Origin of the sequence: Arthrobacter sp. C2 (assembly GCA_024207135.1) — a bacterium.
Classification (GTDB): Bacteria; Actinomycetota; Actinomycetes; order Actinomycetales; family Micrococcaceae; genus Paeniglutamicibacter.
The window spans coordinates 3715233-3739004 of the sequence record CP042428.1; the positions used below are offsets into that span (position 1 = coordinate 3715233).

Below are 23772 nucleotides of genomic sequence, written 5' to 3' on the forward strand. Positions count from 1 at the left end.
GGGAGGCTAACGGGAGCGGCGGCGCTCGCGGAAGTTCAGGACCAGGACCACCATGAGCAGGATGAAGGCCAACGGCAAGCCGTAGAGCGCAACGGCGAGCAATGCGGGCGCCGGGGCCGCCTGCACCATGTACTGGATCAGGATGACGGCCAGGGCGGCCAGCGAGACGATGGCGATGCCTCCGGCCAGGAAGGTCAGGATGCGCTGGGAAGCCGGGGTCGGGGCGGTGGTGTTCACCCCTTAAAACTACCGCGCACCGGGCAAAGAGCCACATCGGGAACCGGCCCCGGGCCATGGAAGGGGGCAAGCCGCTGATGTCGTACCCTAGAAGATATAGACTTCCCCGGACGCAAGAGCCCGCCCACAAGCCCCATCGGGGCCGGGTTGCGTGGTTTCGCGCCGGGAGATCGCCAGAAATGGGAACGCGGAACGGTTTTCGACCCCCGTGGTTGGCCCATTGTGACCCAAGGACGAGGTAGCTAGACGTGCCAACCGGCAAAGTGAAATGGTACGAACCCTCCAAGGGGTTCGGGTTCCTGGTAACCGACGAGGGCCAGGAAGTGTATTTGAACGCCTCGGCGCTGCCCGCGGGCGTGACCGAGCTGCGCGCAGGCACACGCATGGAATTCGGCATTGCCGAGGGACGCAAGGGCGCGCAGGCGCTTAGCGTGCGCATCCTTGACGATGCACCCTCGGTGGCCCGTGCCAAGCGCAAGCCGGCCGTTGACACCGCAGTGCTGATCGAGGACCTCATCAAGGTGCTCGACTCGGTCTCCAACGGGTTGCGCCACGGCCGCTACCCGGAAAAAGCCCATGGCGCCAAGATCGCAGCCGTGCTGCGCGCCGTAGCCGACGACTTGGACGCCTGATCACATGGCACGCAAACCGATAATGGACACAACCCTGGCGAAGGCCGTTGACCAGGCACGCGCAGCGCTGCTGGAGATCACCGACGAATCGATGATCGGCGAACACCTCGAGGCGGTCAACGACGGCGAACGCCTGGTGACCCACCGCTTCGAGGCGCTGCGCATCGGCTACGAGGGCTGGTGCTGGTTCGCGACGCTGACCCGCATCCCGCGCGCCCAGGCCAAGGACATCACGGTGTGCGAGGTCGGGATCCTTCCCGGCGAGGACGCACTGTTGGCCCCGGCTTGGGTGCCCTGGGCCGAACGTGTCCGCCCGGAGGAAATGGACGCCGAGCGTCGCGCCGCCGAAGAGGCCGCTGCCGCGGAAGCCGGCGTCGAGGCCCCGGGCCAGGAATCCGGCGAGGCCGATGCCGATGCTCCCACGGACGGCGAGGTGGCGGCGCCCGAGGGCACCGAAGCGCAGGATTCCGAAGACCCGGACGCCAAGTAGTCGAATAGGCACCCGGGGGACTAGTCTCCTGGAGTGTCGAAGGGGGCTGGCGGTGACCGAATGGTCACTGCCAGCCCCCTTTCCCGTGCCCGGTTTGCCCTCCGGCAATGCGGTCAACGGCGAAAAGGCGGCGCCCCGGCACGTGGTGTTGGCCCGTGCCGGGGCGCCGCCCGTATGCCTTGCGAAGTCGCTAGCTGTTCTTCAGCACGTACTCGATGCACTTGAGCAGCGAAGAGACGTCCTCTGGCTCGATGGCAACGAACGTCGCCACGCGCAGCTGGTTGCGACCCAGCTTGCGGTACGGCTCCACGTCGACCACGCCGTTGGCGCGCAGCGTCTTGGCCACCGCGGCGGCATCGATCGAATCGTCGAAGTCGATGGTGGCGATGACGTTGGAGCGGTCCCCGGGTGCGGCGACGTACGGGGTGGCAACCTCGGAGGCCTCGGCCCAGTCGTAGATGCGGGAAGCCGAGTCGGCCGTGCGCGCTGCGGCGAACTTCAGGCCGCCATTGGCATTGAGCCACTGCACCTGGGCGTTGAGCGAAACCAGGGTGGACAGGGCCGGGGTGTTGTAGGTCTGGTTCAGGCGCGAGTTGTCGATCGCCGTCTTCAGGTTCAGGAAGTCGGGGATCCAGCGTCCCGAGGCGGCAATTTCCTCGGCGCGGGCAATTGCCGCCGGGGAGAAGAGTGCAATCCACAGGCCGCCGTCGGAGGCGAAGTTCTTCTGCGGGGCAAAGTAGTAGACATCGGCCTGCGAGACGTCCACGTCCAGTCCGCCGGCGGCGGAGGTCGCGTCGATGACGACCAGGGCGCCCTCGTCGGCACCCTCAACCCGGTGCACCGGGGCGGCAACGCCCGTGGAGGTCTCGTTTTGTGGCCAAGCGTATACGTCCACGCCCACCTCGGCTACGGGAACCGGACGGGAACCGGGCTCGGAGGTGATGATCGAAGAGGGCTCCAGGAACGGGGCCTTGTTGGTCGCGGCGGCGAACTTCGAGCCGAACTCGCCGAAGGACAGGTGCTGGGCCTTGGTGCGGACCAGGCCGAAGGCCGCGATGTCCCAGAACGCGGTGGATCCGCCTACGCCGAGGACCACTTCGTAGTCGGCCGGGGCGTTGAAGAAGGACTTGAGGCCCTCCTGGATCTCGCGGACCAGGTTCTTCACGGGAGCCTGGCGGTGCGAGGTGCCCAGAAGCTGCGTACCTGCGTCGAGCAGTGCCTGGACCTGCTCGGGGCGGACCTTGGAAGGTCCGGCACCGAATCGGCCGTCCACGGGCAAGAGGTCTTGGGGAATAGTCAGGCCGGTGCTCATGTTGCTCCTCATAAGGGGGGTTTTACGCTTTGACACCCTCGCATCCGCTGTCTGATGCGATTCGGGGATGCCCAGTTGTTCAATAATCCCGCACTCGGACGCCCAATGCGTAATAGCGAGTCGGAAATGTGAACGCAGGTAGAGTGGGAAGCGTAGTGATCTCTTGTAAAAATCAACCCATGCGGGAGCTGCAAACGTGTCAGACCTGATCGATACCACCGAAATGTACCTGCGCACCATCCTGGAACTCCAGGAGGAGGGCATCATTGCCCTGCGCGCACGTATTGCCGAGCGCCTGGGGCACTCCGGGCCCACGGTTTCGCAAACGGTGGCCCGCATGGAGCGCGACGGGCTGGTCGTGGTCACCACCGACCGGCACCTCGAACTGACAGAGCTTGGCGCGGAAGTCGCCACAGGTGTGATGCGCAAGCACCGCCTGGCCGAGCGCCTGCTGGCCGACGTGATCGGCCTGGAGTGGGAGTATGTCCATGAGGAAGCCTGCCGCTGGGAGCACGTGATGAGCGAGCGCGTGGAGCAGCGGCTGTACAAGTTGCTGGGCCAGCCGGCGGCTTCCCCGTACGGAAACCCGATCCCGGGGCTCGAGGCGCTGGGCGGGCCCGGATTGACCGAGATCTCCGTGAGTGTCCAAAATCTCGATTCGGCACTGCTGGACGGAAACGTGGGCCCGGTCCGCATCGAACGCCTGGCCGAAACCATCCAGGTGGAACCCGAGCTGCTGGTGCAGCTCGATGAGGGCGGCATCCGCCCGGGGGCCCTAGTCACGCTCGAAAGGGCCGGGGAGTACGTGGTGGTGCGGGTCGAGGGCATCGAGGGCGCACTGGAGCTTCCGACCGAGGTCAGCGCCCATGTGTTTGTCCGCCGCATGGATTGATAACGGAATTGTAACTTTGGCATAAACCCCGGTAGGGTTTCTCGTTGGGTTGCACTTAGGCAATCCAGTCCTGATCCGGTTCGCATAACCCTACCGGCGGATCCAGGAGCAAGAATGCCCGGTAGGGGCGGAGGACCCATTTCAACCGTTCCTGGCCATTGGCCACGGATCTTGGGGTGAAGTTGAGTCCGCCTAGGTGGGCTCGGCCGAGTTGATCTCATGACTCGAATCCGACAGCTAACTTCGCAGGCGATATATGAGAGGTTGACATTTGACTCAGCAGCACACCTCCGGCCGCCGTCGTGCGTCCGGACCCGTTGATGCTTTGCCTGCTGAAGGCTCCTTGGAGCAGATCGTAGACACCGCCCTGAGCGGTGAAAACACTTCCCGACGTCCCGGCCGCCGCGCACTGAGCGTGGTCCCGGAAGCCGTCGAGGCAACTGGTTCCCTGCAGTACATCGGCCGACGCTTCGATGCGGGCCTGCGGTACGGCGCATCCCCGGACGCAGCAGCCATTGCCGCCACCGAGATCCCCGTGGCCCTGGCCGCCCCTGCGGCACCGGTGGCCGCCCCGGCCGAAGCCGACGAGCTGGACAACGTCATCAAGTTCGCTCCCCGGCCGCAGCGCTCCCGCATGGGGTTCACGCACAAGATTGCCGCGGTTGCCGCCGTTTCGGGCCTGGCCTTCGCCGCAGCATCCCCCGGGCAGGAGCCCGAGGGCGCCGTCGCCGACGCCCAGCGCGTTGCCCAATCGGTCGTGGTTGATGTCCAGGCCCCGACCGGTGACGAGGTCAAGATCGAACGGGCCTCGCTGACCAGCGAATTCACCAAGGAAGACAAGCTGGCCACGGTCATGACGGCCGCCGGCGGCGATGTCACCAAGATCGCCACGAGCGGTGTACTGGCCCAGCCGGTCGACAGCATTCGATTGACTTCGCGCTTCGGCCACCGCAAGAATCCGACCGGCCCCGGCTACATGAACCACAACGGGCTGGACTACGCGGTTCCGATGGGTACGCCGATCAAGGCCGCAGCCGCCGGCACCGTCGTGCAGGCAGCCTGGGCGGGCCACTCCGGCTTCCGCGTGGAGATCGACCACGGGAACGGCTTGCACACCAGCTACAACCACAACTCGTCCTTGAAGGTCGCCGTGGGGCAAAAGGTCAAGCGTGGAGAAGTTGTCTCGCTCAGTGGCAGCACGGGTAACTCAACCGGCCCCCACCTGCACCTCGAGGTCATCGTCAACGGCAAGTGGGTAAACCCCGAGGGCTGGTTATAACGGCAATTGTCACCGTTCCGTGACCGGAACGTGACTTTTGGATTCGCTTCATATATTCTAAGTAAGTGCTCAGGGACCAACCCTGATCACCGCCGCGGGAAGTGCCGAGCACTGCCAGCCCACGGTGTCCGTTCAAAAACTCGTTTGGCAGTGGCGGGGGACCCACTTTCGGTTTCCACACCAGGAAGCCTTGGGGTTAAGTAGTTCGGCCTGGCGGCCGGATTGCCGAGTGACTCCCACTCGAACCCGACAGCTCACCTCGCAGGCATCAGGAGAGGCATTACTACGTGACTACACGTCAAGCATTGGGCCGCCACCGCGCGACCCCGGTTCGGACCAACCCGCTAGAATCCATCTCGAAGGCCGTAGCCTCGAACGCTGGATCGGTTGGCCGCCAAGCCGCAGTCATTGCAGCCGCATCAGGTCTCGTTTTGACCTTGGGCGTTCCCGCAGCCCAGGGCAACGTATCCCGCGAAGCAAGCGCCGTCCCCGTTGAAGGCCTTTCCGCAGAGCGCGTAGCCGTCAAAGCCGTCTCGGTCTCGACCGAACGCGCCAAGGACCTGAACATCGAGCGCGCAGCGTTCACCTCCAAGCCGGCTCCGGCTCCCGTCGTGATCGCCGTGGCCAACGAGGTCACCCCGCGCTCCACCACTTCCTCGACGCGTTCCAGCAATGCCGACGCCTTTGCACCGGTAACCCGCTCGAACCGCGGCACCACCGAATCCACCTCCTCGGCCCCCAAGGTCAAGAGCGACTCGGTCAACACCGCCAACCTCTCCGGCATCGCGGCAACCGCTGCCAAGTACGTGGGCGTTCCCTATGTATGGGGCGGCAACACCCCGTCGGGCTGGGATTGCTCCGGCTTCGTCAAGTACGTCTACGCACAGCACGGCATCAACATCGCCCGCGGCACCTCGGCCATCCGTGGCTCGGGCCAGTTCGTTCGCACCTCCAGCCCGAAGCCGGGCGACCTGGTGTTCCAGAACGGTGGCGGCCACGTCGGCATCTACCTCGGTGGCGGCAAGATGATCGGTGCACAGAACCCGACCGTCGACACGATCCTTCACGACGTCTCCCGCAACCCCCTCTACGGTTACTACACCCTCAAGGGCTAAGCTCAAGCGTTCCAAGGCCCCCGGGCGATCCGCAAGGATCGACGGGGGCCTTGTCTGTTAATCCCCCCAACAGGGCGTGCGTCCGGGACGGCAGGTGCCGCCCGTGGCGCCCGATGCCCACGGGAACGGCCGAAACGCCCCTCCAGGGGGGTGTACCGCGGGCAAATTTCCGGTGGATTTTTTAACCAGTTGCCGACAAATGCGAGCAAAACAGTCATCCATTGTCTTAGGCTAGGGCACAGGAGCCAAAGCCGAGTGCCGCGTGCGCCACCGTGAGGGATTTCCGTCGTGGACGGGTCCCTCTGTTGCGCCGGGTCAGGATCAGAGGATGCGCACATGCGAACCCTTGTACTGAATGCAGGATTTGAACCGCTGGCGGTCATTACCTTCCGCCGGGCACTTCTCCTTGTCCTCACCGGAAAGGCCACCGTCCTTGCCGATGACGACCGGGACCCGGTCGTCGGGGTCAACCAGGTGGTGCCCAGGCCCACGGTGATCCTGCTGAACCGCTACATCCGCCTGCCGTACCGCTCCGTCGTCAATGTCTCGCGCCGCGGGGTGCTGCGCCGCGACGGGCACCGCTGCGCGTACTGCGGACGAAGCGCCAACACGATCGACCACATCGTGCCGCGGAGCCGCGGCGGCGAGGATTCATGGGAGAATTTAGTAGCGGCATGCCAAGGCTGCAACAGCGCCAAGGGAGACCGGACGCTGGCACAGCTGGGCTGGAAGCTGCGGTTCGCCCCGAGCCGACCGCGAGGCGCCCAATGGTTCATCACCGAACTGGAACGCCCCGCAGAGGCTTGGAGTCCCTTTTTACGGAGTGCAGCATGAAATTCGATGCGATCATCGTGGCCGGTGGCCGTGGGTCCCGGCTCGGCGGGGTCAGCAAGCCCCTTCTTGAACACCGCGGCGAGACGTTGCTGGAGCATTCGCTCAACGCCGTCCGTGATGCCCAGGCCATCGCCGTGGTCGGCGCCCATGCCCTGGCCGAAGCCGTCACCCGGTACATGGACTGTGCCCCGGACCACCAGCGCGTGGTCATCACCCGCGAGTATCCAACCTTTGCGGGCCCCGCCGCGGCGGTCGCCGCCGGACGGGCCGCCCTGGACGACGGACCAGACGACGAAAGCGCGCAGCGCGAAAACGAGGCTTCCGAGCTGACAATCGTGCTGGCCTCCGACCTCCTGGATCCGGGCCCGGTGGTCGCGGCACTGCTGGCCGCCACCGACAACCCGGTTCAGGGAACCGAGGCATGGGTGCCCCAGGATGCCTCAGGGGTGCTGCAGACGCTCTCCTGCGCTGTCCTCACCTCCTCCCTGCGCGAAGCCATCAGCCGGGCCTCCGAACCCCGAGGAAGTCTCGAGAATGCGTCAATGATGCGTCTGCTTGCTACAGTGCAGATGGAACGACTGAAGCTTCCCGACGCGGACTTCAGCGACATCGATACGCCCGGGGATGCCGGGCGGCACGGGATAGCGGTGGCCAACGGCCACTGACAAGGAGAATGCATCATGCCGGAAGCCCAGCTCGATCAATGGATCAGGGAACTCCTGGCGGCGTATGAACTCAACGACACCGAAATCGACATCGACCAGGTGCTCTCGCTGGCCGGCGTTGCCGCGCACACCATCGTCCGCCCCGCCGCCCCGCTGACCACCTACGTGGCCGGTTATGTGGCAGGCCTTGCCGTGGGCAGCGGCCGGGCCGGCACGAAACCGGCGATGGAGTCGGCAGACTCCCTGGCACGGACAGTGCTGGCCGCACGCCCCGCCTCCACCGACGACGCCTGAGCCGTGCCGCGTTGAAAGACCAATCCTGGGACGGCGCCCGCACCGAGGCCCACCGGCTGGGCACCCGGATCGCCGCCGCGCCCCAAACGGTTCCCCTGCACCTTGCCGCAGGACGGATCCTCGCCGCCGACCTGGTGACCGCCTACCCGATGCCGCATTGCGCGACCTCCGCCATGGACGGATACGCGGTCAACGGCACTGGGCCCTGGCAGCTGCTCAGGGCGCTGGCCGGCAACCCGGGCGCGGGCGAAAACCTGGTGCTTGGTTCCTCAGAAGCCACCGCGGTGGTCACCGGGTCGCTGGTTCCCGAGGGCACCACAGCCATCCTGCGCGTCGAGCACTCCCGGCTGGAAGGCGGGCTGCTCCACGGCGACCGCCAACTGCGCCTCGGGGCCGACATCCGCCCCGCCGGAACCGAAGCCGCCAAGGGCGAGCTGCTGGCCCGGTCCGGAACCCCCCTGCGGGCAGGGGTGATCGCCACGGCGGCGGTCTCGGGCCACGACGAACTCCTGGTTGCGGCAACCCCCTCGGTGCACCTGGTGTTCACGGGCGACGAAGTCATCGCCGTGGGGCACCCGGCCCCCGGACAGGTCCGCGACGGGTTCTCCCCGGTGCTGCCCCAGGTCGTGGCCGCCCTGGGCGGCACTGTCGGCAGCGCGGTGCGCATCGGGGACAGCCTCGAAGCCACGGTGGCGGCGATCGACTCGGCACCGGCCCGGGCGGCGAACATCATCGTCACCACCGGCGGCACCGGGTTCTCCGATCGGGACTTCGTGCGCGCCGCGGTTCGCGAAGTGGGCGGAACGGAAGTGGTCCCCTCCATCGCCATGCGCCCCGGCCACCCCTCGATGCTTTCGACACTGCCCGGAAACCGGCTGTTGGTCGCCCTGCCCGGAAACCCGCTGGCCGCGCTCATGGCCGTCGCCACGCTGCTGGACCCGCTGCTGCGCGGGGCCACCGGGTGCGAAACGGCCAGGCTGCGCTCCGCGACCTGCGCCGCGGACTTCGCCCCGCTGCCCGGGCGCACCCGCCTGGTCCCGGCCCGCTGGGTCCCCGGAGCCGCCGGCCCCGACGCCCTGGCCCCGGCCGAGCATGTCTCCCCGGCGATGCTGCGCGGGCTGGCCGCGGCCGATGCGATCCTGGTGGTCGGGCCGGACGGGGCGATTGCCGGTGCACCGGCTTCCTACCTTCGGTTACCGTGGTAGCCGGACATGAAAACACCTAAGACCAACAGCCAAGGCCGGAAGGGCAAGAGAAGGACATGGGACGGAAAATAGTCCGCAGGCGCATCACCAGGGCAACCCTGGACGGGGCCCGGATAGCCCGCGAGGAAAAGCTGGCCGTCGAGGAACCGCTGGAAATACGCTTCAACGGCACCTCCTTCACCACCTCCATGCGCACCCCGGGCGACGACTTCGACATGGTTGCAGGGTTCCTGCTGGCCGAGGGCCTCATCAGCCGCACCGAACACCTGGTGTCCATGCGCTATTGCGCGGGCACCGACGAGGACGGCAACCAAACCTTCAACGTCATCGACGTGCAGCTTGGTTTCGGGGCCCAGGCCCCTGACATGTCCGCGGCACGGAACGTGGTGACATCCTCGGCCTGTGGGATCTGCGGGACCAACTCCATCGACGAGGTCACCAAGAAATCCTCCTACCCGCTGGATCCGGCCCGCGGGCACCTGCCGGTCCAGACGCTGTTGAAGATGCCCGACACCCTGCGGGACGCACAGGAACTGTTCTCCGCCACCGGCGGAGTGCACGCCGCGGGCCTGTTCACCACAGCCGGGGAACTGCTGGTGCTGCGCGAGGACGTCGGGCGGCACAACGCCGTGGACAAGGTCGTCGGGGCCGCGCTGCGCGAGCATAAGTTACCGCTTCATGACTGTGTCCTGCAGGTCTCCGGGCGGGCCTCTTTCGAACTGGTGCAAAAGGCCGCGATGGCCGGGATCCCGGTGCTGTCGGCCGTCAGTGCCCCCTCTTCGCTGGCAGTGGAATTGGCCGATGAAACCGGGTTGACGCTTGCGGCATTCTCCCGGGGTAGTACGGTAAACATATATACGCATGCCGACAGGGTTGGATCCGGTTCCTAGGAACCATCCAGCACCGGGTTTCCCCTTCAGCGCACGCGAGCGGCCACGGTCCGCGAAACCGTTGTTGAACGTGGAGGATACATGCATCGGCCAGCCCCAACGCAGGACATCAATGAAGACGACCTGGTAGTCACCGAGCCCAAACGCAGTGCGGCCGGTGTCGAGGCCGTGATGGTCTCGATGAAGCGCGGTTTCGCCGAGGCTGGCGTGAGCCGGACCCTCCGTTCGATGTTGCGCATCAACCAGCGCGGAGGCTTCGACTGCCCGGGCTGCGCGTGGCCCGAGTCCATCACCGGTGCCCGCAAGCCGGCCGAGTTCTGCGAGAACGGCGCCAAGGCCATTGCCGAGGAAGCCAGCGCCCGCACCGTGACCCCCGAGTGGTGGGCCAAGCACCCCATCAACGTGCTGCGCGAGAAGACCGAGTACTGGCTCGGCTCCCAGGGCCGCATCACCGAGCCCATGATCATCCGCGAGGGCGAAAGCCACTACACCCCGATCACCTGGGCCCAGGCCTTCGCGACCATCGGCGAGCACGTCAGGGCGACCACCCCGGAGCGGTGCGTTTTCTACACCTCCGGGCGCACGGCCAACGAGACCGCGTTCATGTACCAGTTGATGGCCCGGTCCCTGGGCACCAACAACCTGCCGGACTGCTCGAACATGTGCCACGAATCCTCGGGCTCCGCGCTGAACCCCACCATCGGCATCGGCAAGGGCACCGTCTCGCTGGAGGACTTCGAGCACGCCGAACTGATCTTCGTGATCGGCCAGAACCCCGGAACCAACCACCCCCGGATGCTCTCGGCCCTGGCCGATGCGCGCAAGCGCGGGGCGCATATCGTCGCGGTGAACCCGTTGCCGGAGGCCGGCTTCTTCGGGTTCAAGGACCCGCAGGCCGTGCGGGGCATGCTCGGCAAGTCCGATGACATCAGCGACCACTTCTTGCAGATCAAGGTCGGCGGGGACCTGGCCCTCTTCCAGGCCTTCGGCCACCTGCTCTTCGAGGCCGAGGCCAAGAACCCCGGCACCGTGGTGGACAAGGCCTTCGTCGACTCGGTGACCGACGGCTTTGACGCCTACAAGGAAGCCCGCGCCACCCTGGATTGGGAGGCCACCGAGGAAGCCACGGGGCTGACCCGCGCCGAGATCACCACGGTGGCCAACCTGCTGATCAAGTCCAAGGCCTCCATTTTCTGCTGGGCGCTGGGATTGACCCAGCAGCCGCACTCGGTGCCGACGCTGAAGGAAATCATCAACCTGCTGCTGCTGCAGGGCAACTTCGGCAAGCCCGGCGCCGGTGCCTGCCCGGTGCGCGGGCACTCCAACGTCCAGGGCGACCGGACCATGGGCATCTGGGAGAAGCCCGGCGAGGGGCTGCTGGCTGCCCTGGATGAGGAGTTCAAGATCGACTCCCCGCGGGCCCACGGCTTCGACTCCACCGAGGCGCTGGTGGCCTTCGAAAACGACACCGTCGACGTGTTCGTCTCCATGGGCGGGAACTTCGCCCTGGCGAACTCGGAAACCGAGGCCCTTGAGGCCGGCATGCAGCGGGCCAAGCTGACCGTGCACATCTCCACCAAGCCCAACCGCTCCCACGTGGTGCACGGGCAGACCTCGCTGATCCTGCCCACCCTGGGACGCACCGATCGCGACGACAAGCACCCCGGCGGACCGCAGTTCCTCTCCGTGGAGGACTCCATGTCCGTCATCCACTCCACGCAGGGCCGGCTCAAGCCGGTCTCCGAGCACCTGCTGGCCGAGCCGGTCATCGTCGCGCGGATGGCCACCGCCATCCTGGGCGAGGACCACGTGGTGGACTGGAAGGCCATGGCCGACGACTACGACGTCATCCGCGACCACATCTCCCGGGTGCTGCCGGGCTTCGAGGACTTCAACCGCCGGGTCCGCGGGCGCAACGGCTTCGTGCTGCCCAACCCGCCGCGCGACACCCGTTCCTTCGCCACCGACATCGGCAAGGGCAAGTTCACGGTCTCGCCCTTCGAGGCTCTTTCTGCCCCGGAGGGGCACCTGATCCTGCAGACCATGCGGTCCCACGACCAGTACAACACCACGTTCTACGGGCTCGATGACAGGTACCGCGGCATCAAGAACGGGCGCCGGGTCATCCTGATCAACCCGGAGGACCTGGCCGAGCTGGGCCTTGAAGACAAGTCGCTTGTCGATGTGATCTCCACCTTCGGCGGGACCGAGCGCCGCGCCAACCGCTTCCGGCTGGTTTCCTACCCGACGGCCAAGGGCTGCGCCGCTGCCTACTTCCCTGAAGCGAACGCGCTGGTGCACCGGGACCTGGTGGCCCGCGAGTCCAACACCCCGGGCTTCAAGGCCATCACGGTGCGCTTCGTGCCGCACACCCGCGAGGCCGCGCGGATGTTCGACGAGGACGCCGTAGCGGTCGGTTAGGCCGCACCGGCAATCCCATTCATTGGGCATGTTGGCCCCGTGCCGGCCCGGTGAGGGATAGGCTGGGCGGTTCATCGATCCGTCCAGCCCCAAGATCCAAAGGTACCGCCTTGTCCACCAGGTTTTCCCCGCGCACGATCATGGTTGTCGGCGTCCTGCTGGCCGTGCTGGCGGGCCACGCAATGCCCCTGCAGGCCCGCATCAACGGGGAAATGGGGATTCGGCTCCAGGACGCGGTCGCGGCCGCGCTGGTGAGCATGGTGGTGGCCTTGGCGGTCATCCTCGCCGTCACCGCCGGCACCCCCGGCGGGCGCCGGGGCCTGGACCGCCTGCGCACCGAAACCCGCGCGGGATCCATCGGCTGGTGGAACTACCTGGCCGGGGTCATGGGTGCGGTCTTCGTGGTGGTGATGGCGGCCACCGCTCCAATCGTCGGGTTGGCCATCTACACCGTGGTCGTGGTCGCGGGCCAGACGCTGTCCGGATTGATGGTCGACCGCCTCGGACTGGGGCCGGGAGGCCGGCGCAGGATCACCGCGGTCCGGGGACTCGGGGTGCTGCTGGCCATCGCCGGGGTGCTGGTGGCGGTGTCCCCGCGGCTGTCCGGGCTGGCCGACCCCGCCGCCCTGGTGGTGCCCATCCTGGCGGTGTTTGCCTCGGGCATCATCATGAGCCTCCAGCACGGTTTCAACGGGACCGTGGCCGCGCGTGCGGGTTCCCCGCTGCCCGGGACCCTGGTGAACTACCTCCTCGGGGCGGCCGTCCTGCTGGCGGTATGGCTGGTGAAGCTGGCCCTCGGCGGCCACGTCCCGGTGCTGCCCCACGAGCCGTGGCTGTATGTGGCCGGGGCGCTGGGGACCGGGAACCTGATCCTTTCGGCCATCCTGACACGGCATATCGGGATCCTGGTCACCGGGCTGGGCATGATTGCCGGCCAGCTGATCGGGGCGTTGCTGCTTGACCTGCTGCTGCCCGCCGAGGGCACCGCCATCTACGTGCAGACGGTCGTGGGGATCGCGATCGTGCTGGCCGCCATGTTCCTGGCCGCCCTGGGCCCGAGCCGGCCGCGGGCCGGCCGGGGTGCCGGTGGCGAACAGGGGAAGAAAAGCGGGGCAGAATCGGTTGCAACCACAGTCGGCGGTTCGCCTGCCGACTAGTATCGGCCAATGGCATGCATCCGGGGTCCCCGCTGCGTGCCTGTTGGCCCCGTCTGCATGAAAAGAGCACCACATGAGCATGGAAAACGCGGCCTGGCATTCGCTGTGGCGGATGTCCGGCGACAAGGGCAAGGCCTACGCGGACACGACCCCGCGGCGGGTGCTGTCCTTTGCGGCGAGCTACAAGAACAGGTTGCTGGTCTTCGTGCTCTTCTCGGTGTTCTCCGCGGTGCTGGCGGTGATCACCCCGGTGCTGGCCGGGCGCGTGGTCGATGCCATCGTGGCCCAGACCGGGGTCCAGGTGGTGCTGAAGCTGGCCGGGATCATCGCGATCGTGGCCGTCGCCGATGCCGTCGTCTCGCTGGTGGTGCGCTGGTATTCCTCGCGCCTGGGCGAGGGAATCATCTACGATCTGCGCACCGCGGTCTTTGACCACGTGCAGAAGATGCCCGTGGCCTTCTTCACCCGCACCCGCACCGGCGCGCTGGTCAGCCGGCTGAACAACGACGTGATCGGCGCACAGTCCGCCTTCGCCGGCACGCTCTCGGGCCTGGTGTCCAACACCGTGGCCCTGCTGCTCACCGCCGGGGTCATGTTCTCCACCTCCTGGCAGGTCACCGCGCTGGCGCTGGTGCTGCTGCCGATCTTCCTGCTCCCGGCCCGGCACTTCGGCAAGTCCATCGCGATGCTGCGCCGGGAATCGGCCGACCTGAACGCCTCCATGGGCACCCAGATGACCGAGCGCTTCTCCGCCCCCGGCGCCACCTTGATCAAGCTCTTTGGCCGCCCGGCCGAGGAATCGGCGCAATTCGGGCTGCGCGCCGGACGGGTGCGGGACATCGGGGTGAAGATGGCCATGCGCCAGTTCTTCTTCGTCGCCATGCTCACCCTGGTCGCCGCCCTGGCCCTGGCCCTGGTCTACGGGCTCGGCGGGGTCTACGCCATGCGCGGGGAACTGGCCGCCGGCGACGTGGTGGTCCTGGGCATGCTGCTGACCCGGCTCTATGCCCCGCTGACAGCCCTGGCCAACGCCCGCGTGGAGATCACCAGCGCGCTGGTCAGCTTCGACCGCGTCTTTGAGATCCTCGACCTCGAGCCGCTGATCCACGATGCACCCGATGCCCGGGTGCTGGATGCCGGACCGGTGTCGGTGAAGTTCACCAACGTCTCCTTCGCCTACCCCAGCGCCGAGAAGGTGTCCCTCGCCTCGCTGGAGGACGTCTCGGTGCTCGACACCCGGGGAGGGGAAACGGTGCTGCACGGCATCGACTTCGAAATCCCGGCAGGGTCCACGGTGGCCCTGGTTGGTTCCTCGGGCGCCGGCAAGTCCACCATCGCCTCGCTGCTGGCGCGGCTCTACGACGTGGATTCGGGCAGCGTGCAGCTGGCCGGCGTCGACATTCGCAAGCTCAAGCTCGACTCGCTGCGCTCCACGGTCTCGATGGTCACCCAGGACGGGCACCTCTTCCATGAGACCATCGGGTCGAACCTGCGCCTGGCAAAGCCCGAGGCCAGCGACGCGGAGATCTGGCAGGCCCTGGAAAGGGCACGCTTGGAACCGACCATCTCGGCGCTGCCCGACGGGCTGGACACCGTGGTGGGGGAGCGCGGCTACCGGCTCTCGGGCGGGGAACGCCAGCGCATGACCATCGCCCGGCTGCTGCTGGCCGCCCCGCAGGTGGTCATCCTGGACGAAGCCACCGCGGCGCTGGATTCCGCCAACGAGGCCGCCGTGCAGGCGGCACTGGCCGAGGCCCTGCAGAACCGCACCGCGCTGGTGATCGCCCACCGGCTCTCCACCATCCGCTCGGCGGACTTGATCCTGGTCATCGAGGACGGGCGGGTCGCCGAGCGCGGCACCCACGCCGAGCTCATGGCCGTGCGCGGGCGCTACGCCGAGCTGCACGACACCCAGTTCGCGCAGTGATCGCCGGGCTCAGCGGCCCAGCAGTCCCGGCAGCACCTTGTCCCGCAGCAGCGGGGCGATGTCGCCGCGGGTGAGCGCTGCCGCCGGGTCGATCCAGAGCATCTGTTCGATCTCGGCCTGGACCTTGGGCGTGTCGGAAGTGCATGCCCCGAAGAGGTGCGCATGGATATCGGTGTCGGCCTCATTGGCCGCCGGGCCCTTCCACAGGCCCATGGAATCGACCTGGCCAGGGGCGAAGGCCAGCCCCAGTTCCTCCTGGACTTCGCGCAATACCGCGGCCATCGGGCTTTCGCCGGGTTCGAGCTTGCCACCGGGCTGCATGAACATCACGGTGCCCTGTTTACGCACCAAGAGGATGCGTCCGGAGGGGTCGAGCAATTGCAGGGCGGCGATGGTAAGAATCTTTGGCACAACTTGAGCTTAACAACCATTCAAAGCACAGGTGGGGGTGATAACGTGCTTTGTGGACAGGCCTCGGCGCGCGTTTTTCCATTTAACGGTGGATACTGGAGTCAATTCGGCCAGGCGCCACGTCCGATGAACCGGCCTAGTCATTGGGGACTAACGGTTCGGGCAAGGCCAACGGGGGATCAAATGTGGATCTACAAATGGAGAATTGATGCAGCGGGGCACCAACTTAGGTCGACTCGGGGATTTTAATCAGGCGGTCATCTTTGAATCGATCCGCCGTGCAGCCGACGGGGTCAGTCGCGTAGAGCTCGCCGGCTCCACCGGGCTTTCCCCGCAAACCATCTCAAACGTCGTGCGGCGTCTTCTGGACGAGGGGCTCGTCCGCGAGGACCGCACGATTGTTTCCGGTCCGGGCAAGCCCCGAACCGTTCTGGAACTCGAAGCCAACCGCATGGTGGCCGTGGGCATCCACCTCGACCCGGGTGTCATCACCGTGGTCATGCTGAACCTCCGCGGCGAAATCATGCACTCGCGTCGCCTGGACATCCCTGCCGTCGAGGTTCCCGAGAAAACCATCGAGACCATGGCACAGACCGTGGACGAGATCATCTCCGAATCCGGCGTGCCGCGCAGCAACGTGCTTGGCGTGGGCGTGGTGGTCCCCGGACCGCTGGATCCCGTGCGCGGGGTCATGATCGACCCGCCGTTGCTCGACGGCTGGAAAGACGTCGACATGGTCGAACCGCTGCACCGGATGCTCAAGCTCGACGTGGTCATCGAAAAAGACACCATTGCCGCCTCCATCGCCGAGCAGTGGAAGGGCAACGACGCCGAACGGGACAACTTCGTCACGATGTATGTGGGTGCCGGAATCGGCGCAGGCATGGTCCTGAATGGGGAAATCCACCGCGGCATCAGCAACAACGCCGGCGAGATCGGGCACTACTCCACCGGTGTCGTTTCCCAGGAATGCGAGATCTGCGGCCGCAACGACTGCCTGCACGCCTCCTTGTCGTTCAACCTGATCGCGCAGCGTGCCCGCGCACGAGGGCTGGGCCTCACGGTGCCCGACGACGGCACCGCGGAACAGCGTGCTGCAGGCATGAACGAAATCGTGGCGCTGGCGAAGTCCGGCAATGAAACCGCCGTGGAACTGATCCGCGAATGCATGGGACACGTCGGCCAGGTCGCCGGACAGCTGTGCAACACCCTGGACGTAGGCCTGGTGGTCCTTGCCGGGCCATTGTGGTCCGAGGTCGGCCAGTGGTGTCTGGAAGACGTGCGGGCAATCATCAACGAACGCTTCAGCTCCAAGAACGTCCATGCGGTCGAGGTCCGATCCTCGACCTTGGGCCATGAAGTGGGTGCGATTGGCGGTGCCTGCGTCGTCATGGACGAGAGCCTCTCGCCCAAGGCCGCCGCGCTGTTGTTGCGCTAAACGGTCATATATTGCGTCGATGGGTCGTCGGATGTGACTATCTGACGACCCATTGTCTTACTACTGATGGGTCGGTTGACAATCTATCTCTAATGGATTTAGATGACCGGTAAGAGTTGGTTGCAACCGAGCTGCCCACCGTTGTTTGTGTGACAGTCTTGATTTTCCGCAAAGCTAACGCGTGGGGGAACGGCAGGTCGGCTGCTGGGGACCCGGCTCTTAACGCCGTCGACCGGTGCCGTGGGATGTAATGGGAGTTATCCCACGGTTTCACCGGTCGGCGGCACCTTTTTCTTAACGCCGGATTGTGTGGCACGGCCCGAAACCACACGGGGCGATGGATGCCATGACGACCACGGCCTGCATGTGCCTAACCCAGGAAACCGGGCATCGGCGGGGCCGTCAGGCACGTGCCACTTGGTCAACCTGCGGCGGGGCCCAGGTGTCCGGGCACGCCCGAATCAGGGCCAACGGCAAGAGCGCGACCTGCAGGTTTGCAGGTCGCGCTCTTGGTTGGTGCCCCTGACCGGAATTGAACCGATGGCCTACTCTTTAGGAGAGAGTCGCTCTATCCAACTGAGCTACAGGGGCGCGTTTCGCCAAAAAACGATCCGGGTCAATACTAACGGTATTTGGCGAAGCTTGGTCAATGTGGCGCAGCGCGCCGCCCGGCGGCCGCGAACTTCCAGGCCCTAGAGCAGGCCCTTCTTGGACAATTCCCACTTTTCGCGGAACGTGCGCACAAACGAAGCGATGAGCACCCCGAAGAGGATTGCCGCGGTGGCAAAGAGCAGGATCCAGCGGGTGGTGGTCAGCGTGGAGGCCAGGGTCACGGCGGCCGGGTCCAGTGCACCGGTGAACAAGGCATCGATGGCACGGTTCTCCCACAGGTCGACGACCGCGAAGAGCATGGGCACCGCCCACAGGAGCCAGCGGCCCATGCCGCGGGAGGTGTTGATGTTCACCGCCAGCATGGTGACCAGCGCCAGGAAGAGCGGGAAGAGCAGGCCAGCGGTCTTGTGCACGTAGTTCAACTGTCCGACGGCGTCCGCATCCATGGCCTGGCGCAACGCCTCGACGTGCCCCGCGGAGTAGCCGCCGATCATCTGGTCCGGCATGGCCAACTCGTTGGACAGATCCGTCATCTGGTTAAGCACGAGCAGGTGGTAGTACCAAAATAGGAAGAGCACCACGACGAACCCGGCAACCAGGATCAGGCTCCCGTTGCTGGCAGCCTTCTCCGGGGAGCGCTGAGTTGAGGGGTTGGGAGCCGGTGCTGCCGGGGCGGGACGGTTGTACTGCTTCTTTTTCTTCTTTGACTTGGCCATGACCCCAATTATGCCGCCAAATGATCGGGGCCAGGCCAACGGGTGGGCGCACCGCCGTAGACTGGGGCCATCATGGATTTTCTTTTCGATGACTTCGTCGCGCCCGCCCAAGCCCCGCCCCTCCCAGATGCCCAGGCGCTGCTTGCCGGGCTGAACCCCCAGCAGGAGCAGGCCGTCAAGCACGCCGGGTCCCCGCTGCTGATCGTTGCCGGTGCCGGCTCCGGCAAGACGCGCGTACTCTCGCACCGCATGGCCTATCTGCTGGCCACCGGGAGGGCGCGACCGCACGAGATCCTGGCCATCACCTTCACCAACAAGGCCGCAGCCGAGATGCGTGAACGCATCTCGGCGCTGGTGGGCGAGGACGTGGCGAAGAAGATGTGGGTGTCCACCTTCCACTCCTCGTGCGTGCGGATCCTGCGCCGCGAGGCGGCCTCGGTGGGACTGAAGTCCAGCTTCTCCATCTACGACTCCGCCGATTCCCTGCGCCTGATCACGCTGGTGTCCAAGGGCCTGGAACTGGACCCCAAGAGGTTCACGCCCAAGTCCATGGCGCACAAGATCTCCGCGCTGAAGAACGAGCTCATCGACGACGAGCAATATGCGGCTACCGTTGCCTCCAACGACCCGTTCGCCTCGGCGGTCTCGCAGGTCTACCGGGGCTACACCGAGCGGCTTCGCGCGGCCAACGCCCTGGACTTCGATGACCTCATTGCCCACGTGGTCAACATCTTCCGTGCCTTCCCGGCGGTGGCGGACAATTACCGCCGGCGCTTCCGCCACGTCATGGTCGACGAGTACCAGGACACCAACCATGCCCAGTACGCCCTGGTGCGCGAGCTGACCGGGCCCGACGGCCCGACCCCGGGCGGGGAACTGACCGTGGTGGGCGACTCCGACCAGTCGATCTACGCCTTCCGCGGGGCCGACATCCGCAATATCGTCGAGTTCGCCAAGGACTACCCGGACGCGGTCACCATCAAGCTCGAGCAGAACTACCGCTCCACCCAGACCATCCTTTCGGCCGCCAACGAGGTCATCAAGCGCAACCCGGACCGACCCGAGAAGAGGCTGTGGACCGCCGAGGGCGACGGCGAGAAGATCATCGGCTACGTGGGGGAGTCGGAGTCGGACGAGGCCCGCTGGATCGCCGAGGAGATCCTGCGCCTGAACGACGAGGAGTCCATCCGTCCCGGCGACGTTGCCATCTTCTACCGCACCAACGCGCAGTCCCGTTCCCTCGAGGAGCAGTTGATCCGCGTGGACTTGAAGTACAAGGTCATTGGCGGAACCCGCTTCTACGACCGCAAGGAAGTCAAGGACGCCCTGGCCTACCTGCGGGTGCTGGTGAACCCGGAGGACGACATCAATGTGCGCCGGATCCTCAACGAGCCCAAGCGCGGCATCGGGGACCGGGCCGAATACTCGGTGGCCGCGCTGGCCGAACGCGAGCGGATCTCCTTCATGGAGGCGCTGCGCCGGGCCGATGACGCACCCGGGCTGGGAACCCGCGGCCAGAACATGGTCGGGGCGTTCGTGAAGATCATGGACGACCTGGCCGTGGTCGCCGACGGATCAGGCCCGGCCGAGGCGCTCGAGGCGGTGCTGGAGCAGACCGGCTACCTGGAGATGCTGCGTTCCTCCAACGACCCCCAGGACGAGTCCCGCGTGGAGAACCTTGCCGAGCTGGTGGCGGTGGTCCGGGACTTCATGAAGGAGAACCCCGAAGGCACGCTCACCGACTTCCTCGAGCGCGTGGCGCTGGTGGCGGACGCCGACTCGATCCCCGACGCACCCTCCGACGCGGAGGGCGTGGACATGGCCCACCGTGAGGGAATGGTCACGTTGATGACGCTGCACACGGCCAAGGGCCTGGAATTCCCCGTGGTCTTCCTCACCGGCATGGAGCACGGCATCTTCCCGCACCAGCGGTCCCTGACCGATGAAAAGGAGCTGGCCGAGGAACGCCGGCTGGCCTACGTGGGGCTCACCCGGGCCCGCCAGCGCCTGTACCTGACCCGCGCCGAGTACCGCAGCCTGTGGGGCCAGTCGCAGTACAACCCCGCCAGCCAGTTCCTCGAGGAAATCCCGGAAACCCTGGTCGAGTGGAAGCGCGAGGGCACCAAGCGTTCCAGCTTCGAGTCCTTTGGCGGGAGCAGCAATTTCGCCACCAGCCGCTACGAGTCGGGCTCCTACTGGGGTGCCGGCACCGGATCCGGTGGCGGGGGCAGTCTCTCCGGCGCCCCGGAAATCCACACGCTGAGCACCGCGCCCACGGCGCGGGCCAAGGGCCGGGTGCAGCCGAACAAGGAAATCATTTCCCTGTCGGTGGGGGACAAGGTCAGCCATGGCACCTTCGGCGAGGGCGTGGTCCTGGCCCTGGAAGGCGCCGGGGACAAGACCGTGGCCAAGGTGAAGTTCGCGGACGCGGAGAAACGGCTATTGCTGCGATACGCCCCGCTGGCCAAGCTTGACTAGCTACGTTGCCAAGCGCGAGGCTGCCCCCGCGAACGCCATGTTTGCGGGGGCTGTGGCGGGTGTCACGGCACCTTGGGCTCTACCGTTTGTAGAACTGTGCCATTGGGCGCCAAGGCGCTAGGCTGTGGGATGGAGCCCGCCCTGTTTCCAGGATGGACTCTCCCCCTCAAAGCATGGATCCGTGTTTATGGAGCCGTGCCTTGAGTCAGCATAGACTTCGACAAGAAGGACACAAGCCCGTGGACCTGTATGAATACCAGGCGCGCGATATGTTCGAGTCGCACGGTGTACCCGTGCTGGCCGGCATCGTTGCCTACACACCTGAAGAAGCCAAGGCCGCTGCCGAGAAAATCGGTGGCGTCGTGGTCGTTAAAGCCCAGGTAAAGGTCGGAGGCCGCGGCAAGGCCGGTGGCGTGAAGGTCGCAAAGACCGCCGACGAGGCGTTCAAGTACGCATCCGACATTCTCGGCATGGACATCAAGGGCCACACCGTGAACAAGGTCATGATCGCCCAGGGCGCCGACATCGCCGAGGAGTTCTACTTCTCCGTGCTGCTGGATCGCGCGAACCGCAACTACCTGGCCATGTGCTCGGTTGAAGGCGGCATGGAAATCGAGGAACTCGCCGTTGAGCGTCCCGAGGCCCTGGCCCGCATCGCCGTTGACCCGGCCGTGGGCATCGACCAGGCCAAGGCCGACGAGATCGTTGCCGCAGCAGGCTTCGCGCCGGAGCTGACCGAAAAGGTCGCCGCGGCAATCCTGAAGCTGTGGGACGTCTTCAAGAAGGAAGACGCAACCCTGGTCGAGGTCAACCCGCTGGTTCGCACCGGCGCCGGCGACATCGTTGCACTGGACGGCAAGGTCTCCATCGACGAGAACGCCGAATTCCGCAACCCGCACCACGTCGAGCTCGAAGACAAGGACGCAGCGGATCCGCTCGAGGCCAAGGCCAAGGCGATGGACCTGAACTACGTCAAGCTGGACGGCGAAGTGGGCATCATCGGCAACGGTGCAGGCCTGGTCATGTCGACCCTGGACGTCGTTGCCTACGCCGGCGAAAACCACGGCAACGTGAAGCCCGCCAACTTCCTGGACATCGGCGGCGGAGCCTCCGCCGAGGTCATGGCCGCAGGCCTTGACGTCATCCTGAACGACGAGCAGGTCAAGTCGGTCTTCGTGAACGTCTTCGGTGGCATCACCGCGTGTGACGCCGTTGCCAAGGGCATCGTCGGTGCACTGGCCGAGCTCGGTTCCGCAGCCAACAAGCCGCTGGTCGTGCGCCTGGACGGCAACAACGTCGAAGAGGGCCGCCGCATTCTTGCCGAGGCCAACCACCCGTTGGTCACCCTGGCAGCAACCATGGACGAGGGCGCCGACAAGGCCGCCGAGCTCGCCAACGCAGCGAAGTAAGTAGGGATACGCGAACATGAGCATTTACCTTAACAAGGATTCCAAGGTCATCGTTCAGGGCATCACCGGTGGCGAGGGTACCAAGCACACCGCCCTGATGCTGAAGGCCGGCACCAACATCGTCGGTGGCGTCAACGCCCGCAAGGCCGGCACCACTGTGCTGCACGGCGACAAGGAAATCAAGGTCTTCGGCGCAGTGGCGGAAGCCATCGCCGAAACCGGTGCAGACGTTTCCATCGTCTTCGTGCCGCCTGCCTTCACCAAGGATGCAGTCGTCGAGGCCATCGAGGCAGGCATCGGCCTGGTCGTTGTCATCACCGAGGGCGTTCCGGTACAGGACTCGGCCGAGTTCTGGGCCCTGGCCCAGTCCAAGGTCGACGCCGACGGCAACCAGGTCACCCGCATCATCGGCCCGAACTGCCCCGGCATCATCACCCCGGGCGAGGCACTGGTCGGCATCACGCCGAACAACATCACCCAGAAGGGCCCGATCGGCTTGGTCTCCAAGTCCGGCACCCTGACCTACCAGATGATGTACGAACTGCGCGACCTGGGCTTCTCCACCGCCATCGGCATCGGCGGCGACCCGGTCATCGGGACCACCCACATCGACGCCCTGGCTGCGTTCGAGGCGGACCCGGAGACCAAGGCCATCGTCATGATCGGCGAAATCGGCGGCGACGCCGAAGAGCGTGCCGCCGAGTACATCAAGGCCCACGTCACCAAGCCGGTCGTCGGCTACGTGGCAGGCTTCACCGCTCCCGAGGGCAAGACCATGGGCCACGCTGGCGCCATCGTCTCGGGCTCGGCCGGTACGGCACAGGCCAAGCAGGAAGCACTCGAGGCTGCCGGCGTAAAGGTCGGCAAGACCCCGTCGGAAACCGCAACGCTGCTGCGCGAAGTTTACGCCGCCCTCTAATTCCATAGAGAGCACCAAGCCGGTGGCGGCCACCTTGTTACTCACGTAGCAAGGTGGCCGCCACCGGTCGTTTAAGCGTTTGTGGTCCCGCCCGGTTCAGGCCCGAAGGCGAAAGAACGAACTGCCCACGAGTTCGTGCGCCCCGGGAACCAGCACCACCAGCAGCTCGGGGTTGAACTGGACCTCGACGGGCCCGCGGCCGTCCAATGCGGCCGAAAGCCGTTGCGGGGCGAGCGCCTCGAGGACCCATTCGCCGGGCCCGGAGCCCACATGCAGCAGGCTGGTGTCGTTGTCGATGTCGAGCCACGCGGTGATCCAGTCCCCGGCAAAGCGCGGCAGGGGATTGGCGGGCGAAGCGGTGGCCAGGCTGGGGCTGTACATGATGCACACGTCCTTGATATTCGTTGTCCTTGCCCCTGCGTGCGGGATGCGCGAAAGG

At 66.1% G+C, this 23772-nt stretch carries 22 protein-coding genes, 1 tRNA gene and 2 riboswitches; of the genes, 17 read left to right on the forward strand and 6 right to left on the reverse strand.

The annotated features are described in order from the left end of the window. Positions 1-6 precede the first annotated feature (6 nt). Positions 7-237 (reverse strand): hypothetical protein, encoded by a 231-nt coding sequence (locus tag FPY90_RS17070; protein ID WP_071216364.1) that lies wholly within the window; start codon positions 235-237, stop codon positions 7-9. Positions 238-485: 248 nt separating this feature from the next. Between FPY90_RS17070 and FPY90_RS17075 the strand changes: the two genes are divergently transcribed. Continuing rightward, positions 486-869 carry a cold-shock protein gene (locus FPY90_RS17075; protein WP_071216363.1) on the forward strand — a complete coding sequence of 128 codons (384 nt, stop codon included), beginning with the start codon at positions 486-488 and terminating at the stop codon, positions 867-869. A 22-nt stretch (positions 870-891) separates the two neighbouring features. Continuing rightward, positions 892-1359, forward strand: a complete 468-nt coding sequence (locus tag FPY90_RS17080; RefSeq protein WP_286135568.1) for a DUF3027 domain-containing protein — start codon at positions 892-894, stop codon at positions 1357-1359. 190 nt (positions 1360-1549) lie between these two features. Here FPY90_RS17080 and serC read toward each other — a convergent pair whose 3' ends face one another. Continuing rightward, complete coding sequence (gene serC / locus FPY90_RS17085) at positions 1550-2671, reverse strand: phosphoserine transaminase (protein ID WP_071216361.1); 1122 nt, start codon at positions 2669-2671, stop codon at positions 1550-1552. Positions 2672-2867: 196 nt separating this feature from the next. Here serC and FPY90_RS17090 point away from each other — a divergent pair, with 196 nt between their 5' ends. From FPY90_RS17090 to FPY90_RS17140, 11 genes are all read left to right on the forward strand, one after another. Then, complete coding sequence (locus FPY90_RS17090; RefSeq protein WP_071216360.1) at positions 2868-3563, forward strand: iron-dependent transcriptional repressor DtxR; 696 nt, start codon at positions 2868-2870, stop codon at positions 3561-3563. Positions 3564-3647: 84 nt separating this feature from the next. Continuing rightward, positions 3648-3831, forward strand: a riboswitch (cyclic di-AMP (ydaO/yuaA leader). Between the two features lie 75 nt (positions 3832-3906). After that, positions 3907-4842 (forward strand): M23 family metallopeptidase, encoded by a 936-nt coding sequence (locus tag FPY90_RS17095; RefSeq protein WP_071216359.1) that lies wholly within the window; start codon positions 3907-3909, stop codon positions 4840-4842. Positions 4843-4969: 127 nt separating this feature from the next. Continuing rightward, a riboswitch (cyclic di-AMP (ydaO/yuaA leader) is annotated at positions 4970-5124 on the forward strand. A gap of 155 nt (positions 5125-5279) precedes the next feature. Then, positions 5280-5957, forward strand: coding sequence for a C40 family peptidase (locus FPY90_RS17100; RefSeq protein ID WP_286135564.1), 678 nt, complete (start codon positions 5280-5282; stop codon positions 5955-5957). Between the two features lie 336 nt (positions 5958-6293). Beyond that, positions 6294-6791 carry an HNH endonuclease gene (locus tag FPY90_RS17105; protein WP_209911237.1) on the forward strand — a complete coding sequence of 166 codons (498 nt, stop codon included), beginning with the start codon at positions 6294-6296 and terminating at the stop codon, positions 6789-6791. After that, positions 6788-7456 carry a molybdenum cofactor guanylyltransferase gene (gene mobA, locus FPY90_RS17110; RefSeq protein ID WP_071216356.1) on the forward strand — a complete coding sequence of 223 codons (669 nt, stop codon included), beginning with the start codon at positions 6788-6790 and terminating at the stop codon, positions 7454-7456. Before FPY90_RS17105 ends, mobA begins: the two co-directional genes overlap by 4 nt. Before the next feature lie 15 nt (positions 7457-7471). Continuing rightward, entirely contained in the window at positions 7472-7750 is a 279-nt protein-coding gene (locus tag FPY90_RS17115; protein WP_071216355.1) for a DUF6457 domain-containing protein, read from the forward strand. An 11-nt stretch (positions 7751-7761) separates the two neighbouring features. Further along, positions 7762-8955, forward strand: coding sequence for a molybdopterin molybdotransferase MoeA (locus FPY90_RS17120; RefSeq protein ID WP_498682322.1), 1194 nt, complete (start codon positions 7762-7764; stop codon positions 8953-8955). Positions 8956-9011: 56 nt separating this feature from the next. Beyond that, the gene (fdhD, locus tag FPY90_RS17125; protein ID WP_498682324.1) at positions 9012-9845 is read left to right on the forward strand and encodes a formate dehydrogenase accessory sulfurtransferase FdhD; all 834 of its coding nucleotides are present in this window, start codon (positions 9012-9014) and stop codon (positions 9843-9845) included. 81 nt (positions 9846-9926) lie between these two features. Beyond that, a complete protein-coding gene (locus FPY90_RS17130) occupies positions 9927-12266 on the forward strand; it encodes an FdhF/YdeP family oxidoreductase (protein WP_071216352.1) in 2340 nt (779 codons plus the stop codon). A gap of 110 nt (positions 12267-12376) precedes the next feature. Continuing rightward, complete coding sequence (locus FPY90_RS17135; RefSeq protein WP_498682325.1) at positions 12377-13423, forward strand: DMT family transporter; 1047 nt, start codon at positions 12377-12379, stop codon at positions 13421-13423. A gap of 73 nt (positions 13424-13496) precedes the next feature. Continuing rightward, positions 13497-15350 (forward strand): ABC transporter ATP-binding protein, encoded by a 1854-nt coding sequence (locus tag FPY90_RS17140; protein ID WP_498682326.1) that lies wholly within the window; start codon positions 13497-13499, stop codon positions 15348-15350. Between the two features lie 9 nt (positions 15351-15359). Here FPY90_RS17140 and FPY90_RS17145 read toward each other — a convergent pair whose 3' ends face one another. After that, on the reverse strand, positions 15360-15761 hold the full coding sequence (locus FPY90_RS17145) for an NUDIX hydrolase (RefSeq protein WP_498682328.1): 402 nt from the start codon (positions 15759-15761) through the stop codon (positions 15360-15362). A gap of 208 nt (positions 15762-15969) precedes the next feature. On the opposite strand from FPY90_RS17145, the gene FPY90_RS17150 reads away from it, so the two are divergent. Beyond that, entirely contained in the window at positions 15970-17199 is a 1230-nt protein-coding gene (locus tag FPY90_RS17150; RefSeq protein WP_498682329.1) for an ROK family protein, read from the forward strand. 514 nt (positions 17200-17713) lie between these two features. Here FPY90_RS17150 and FPY90_RS17155 read toward each other — a convergent pair. Both FPY90_RS17155 and FPY90_RS17160 read right to left on the reverse strand, forming a co-directional pair. Beyond that, positions 17714-17790: transfer RNA gene (locus FPY90_RS17155), tRNA-Arg, on the reverse strand. Positions 17791-17891: 101 nt separating this feature from the next. After that, the gene (locus FPY90_RS17160) at positions 17892-18527 is read right to left on the reverse strand and encodes a hypothetical protein (protein WP_071216348.1); all 636 of its coding nucleotides are present in this window, start codon (positions 18525-18527) and stop codon (positions 17892-17894) included. Between the two features lie 72 nt (positions 18528-18599). Between FPY90_RS17160 and pcrA the strand changes: the two genes are divergently transcribed. The 3 genes from pcrA to sucD all read left to right on the forward strand — a co-directional run bounded on the left by pcrA (position 18600) and on the right by sucD (position 23333). Next, on the forward strand, positions 18600-21005 hold the full coding sequence (gene pcrA / locus FPY90_RS17165) for a DNA helicase PcrA (RefSeq protein WP_498682331.1): 2406 nt from the start codon (positions 18600-18602) through the stop codon (positions 21003-21005). 239 nt (positions 21006-21244) lie between these two features. Next, positions 21245-22414, forward strand: coding sequence for an ADP-forming succinate--CoA ligase subunit beta (sucC, locus tag FPY90_RS17170; RefSeq protein ID WP_071216346.1), 1170 nt, complete (start codon positions 21245-21247; stop codon positions 22412-22414). A 16-nt stretch (positions 22415-22430) separates the two neighbouring features. Beyond that, positions 22431-23333, forward strand: a complete 903-nt coding sequence (gene sucD / locus FPY90_RS17175; RefSeq protein ID WP_498682333.1) for a succinate--CoA ligase subunit alpha — start codon at positions 22431-22433, stop codon at positions 23331-23333. Positions 23334-23429: 96 nt separating this feature from the next. Here the strand turns inward: sucD and FPY90_RS17180 are convergent, their stop codons facing one another. After that, on the reverse strand, positions 23430-23714 hold the full coding sequence (locus FPY90_RS17180) for a hypothetical protein (protein WP_498682334.1): 285 nt from the start codon (positions 23712-23714) through the stop codon (positions 23430-23432). Between the last annotated feature and the right edge of the window lie 58 nt (positions 23715-23772).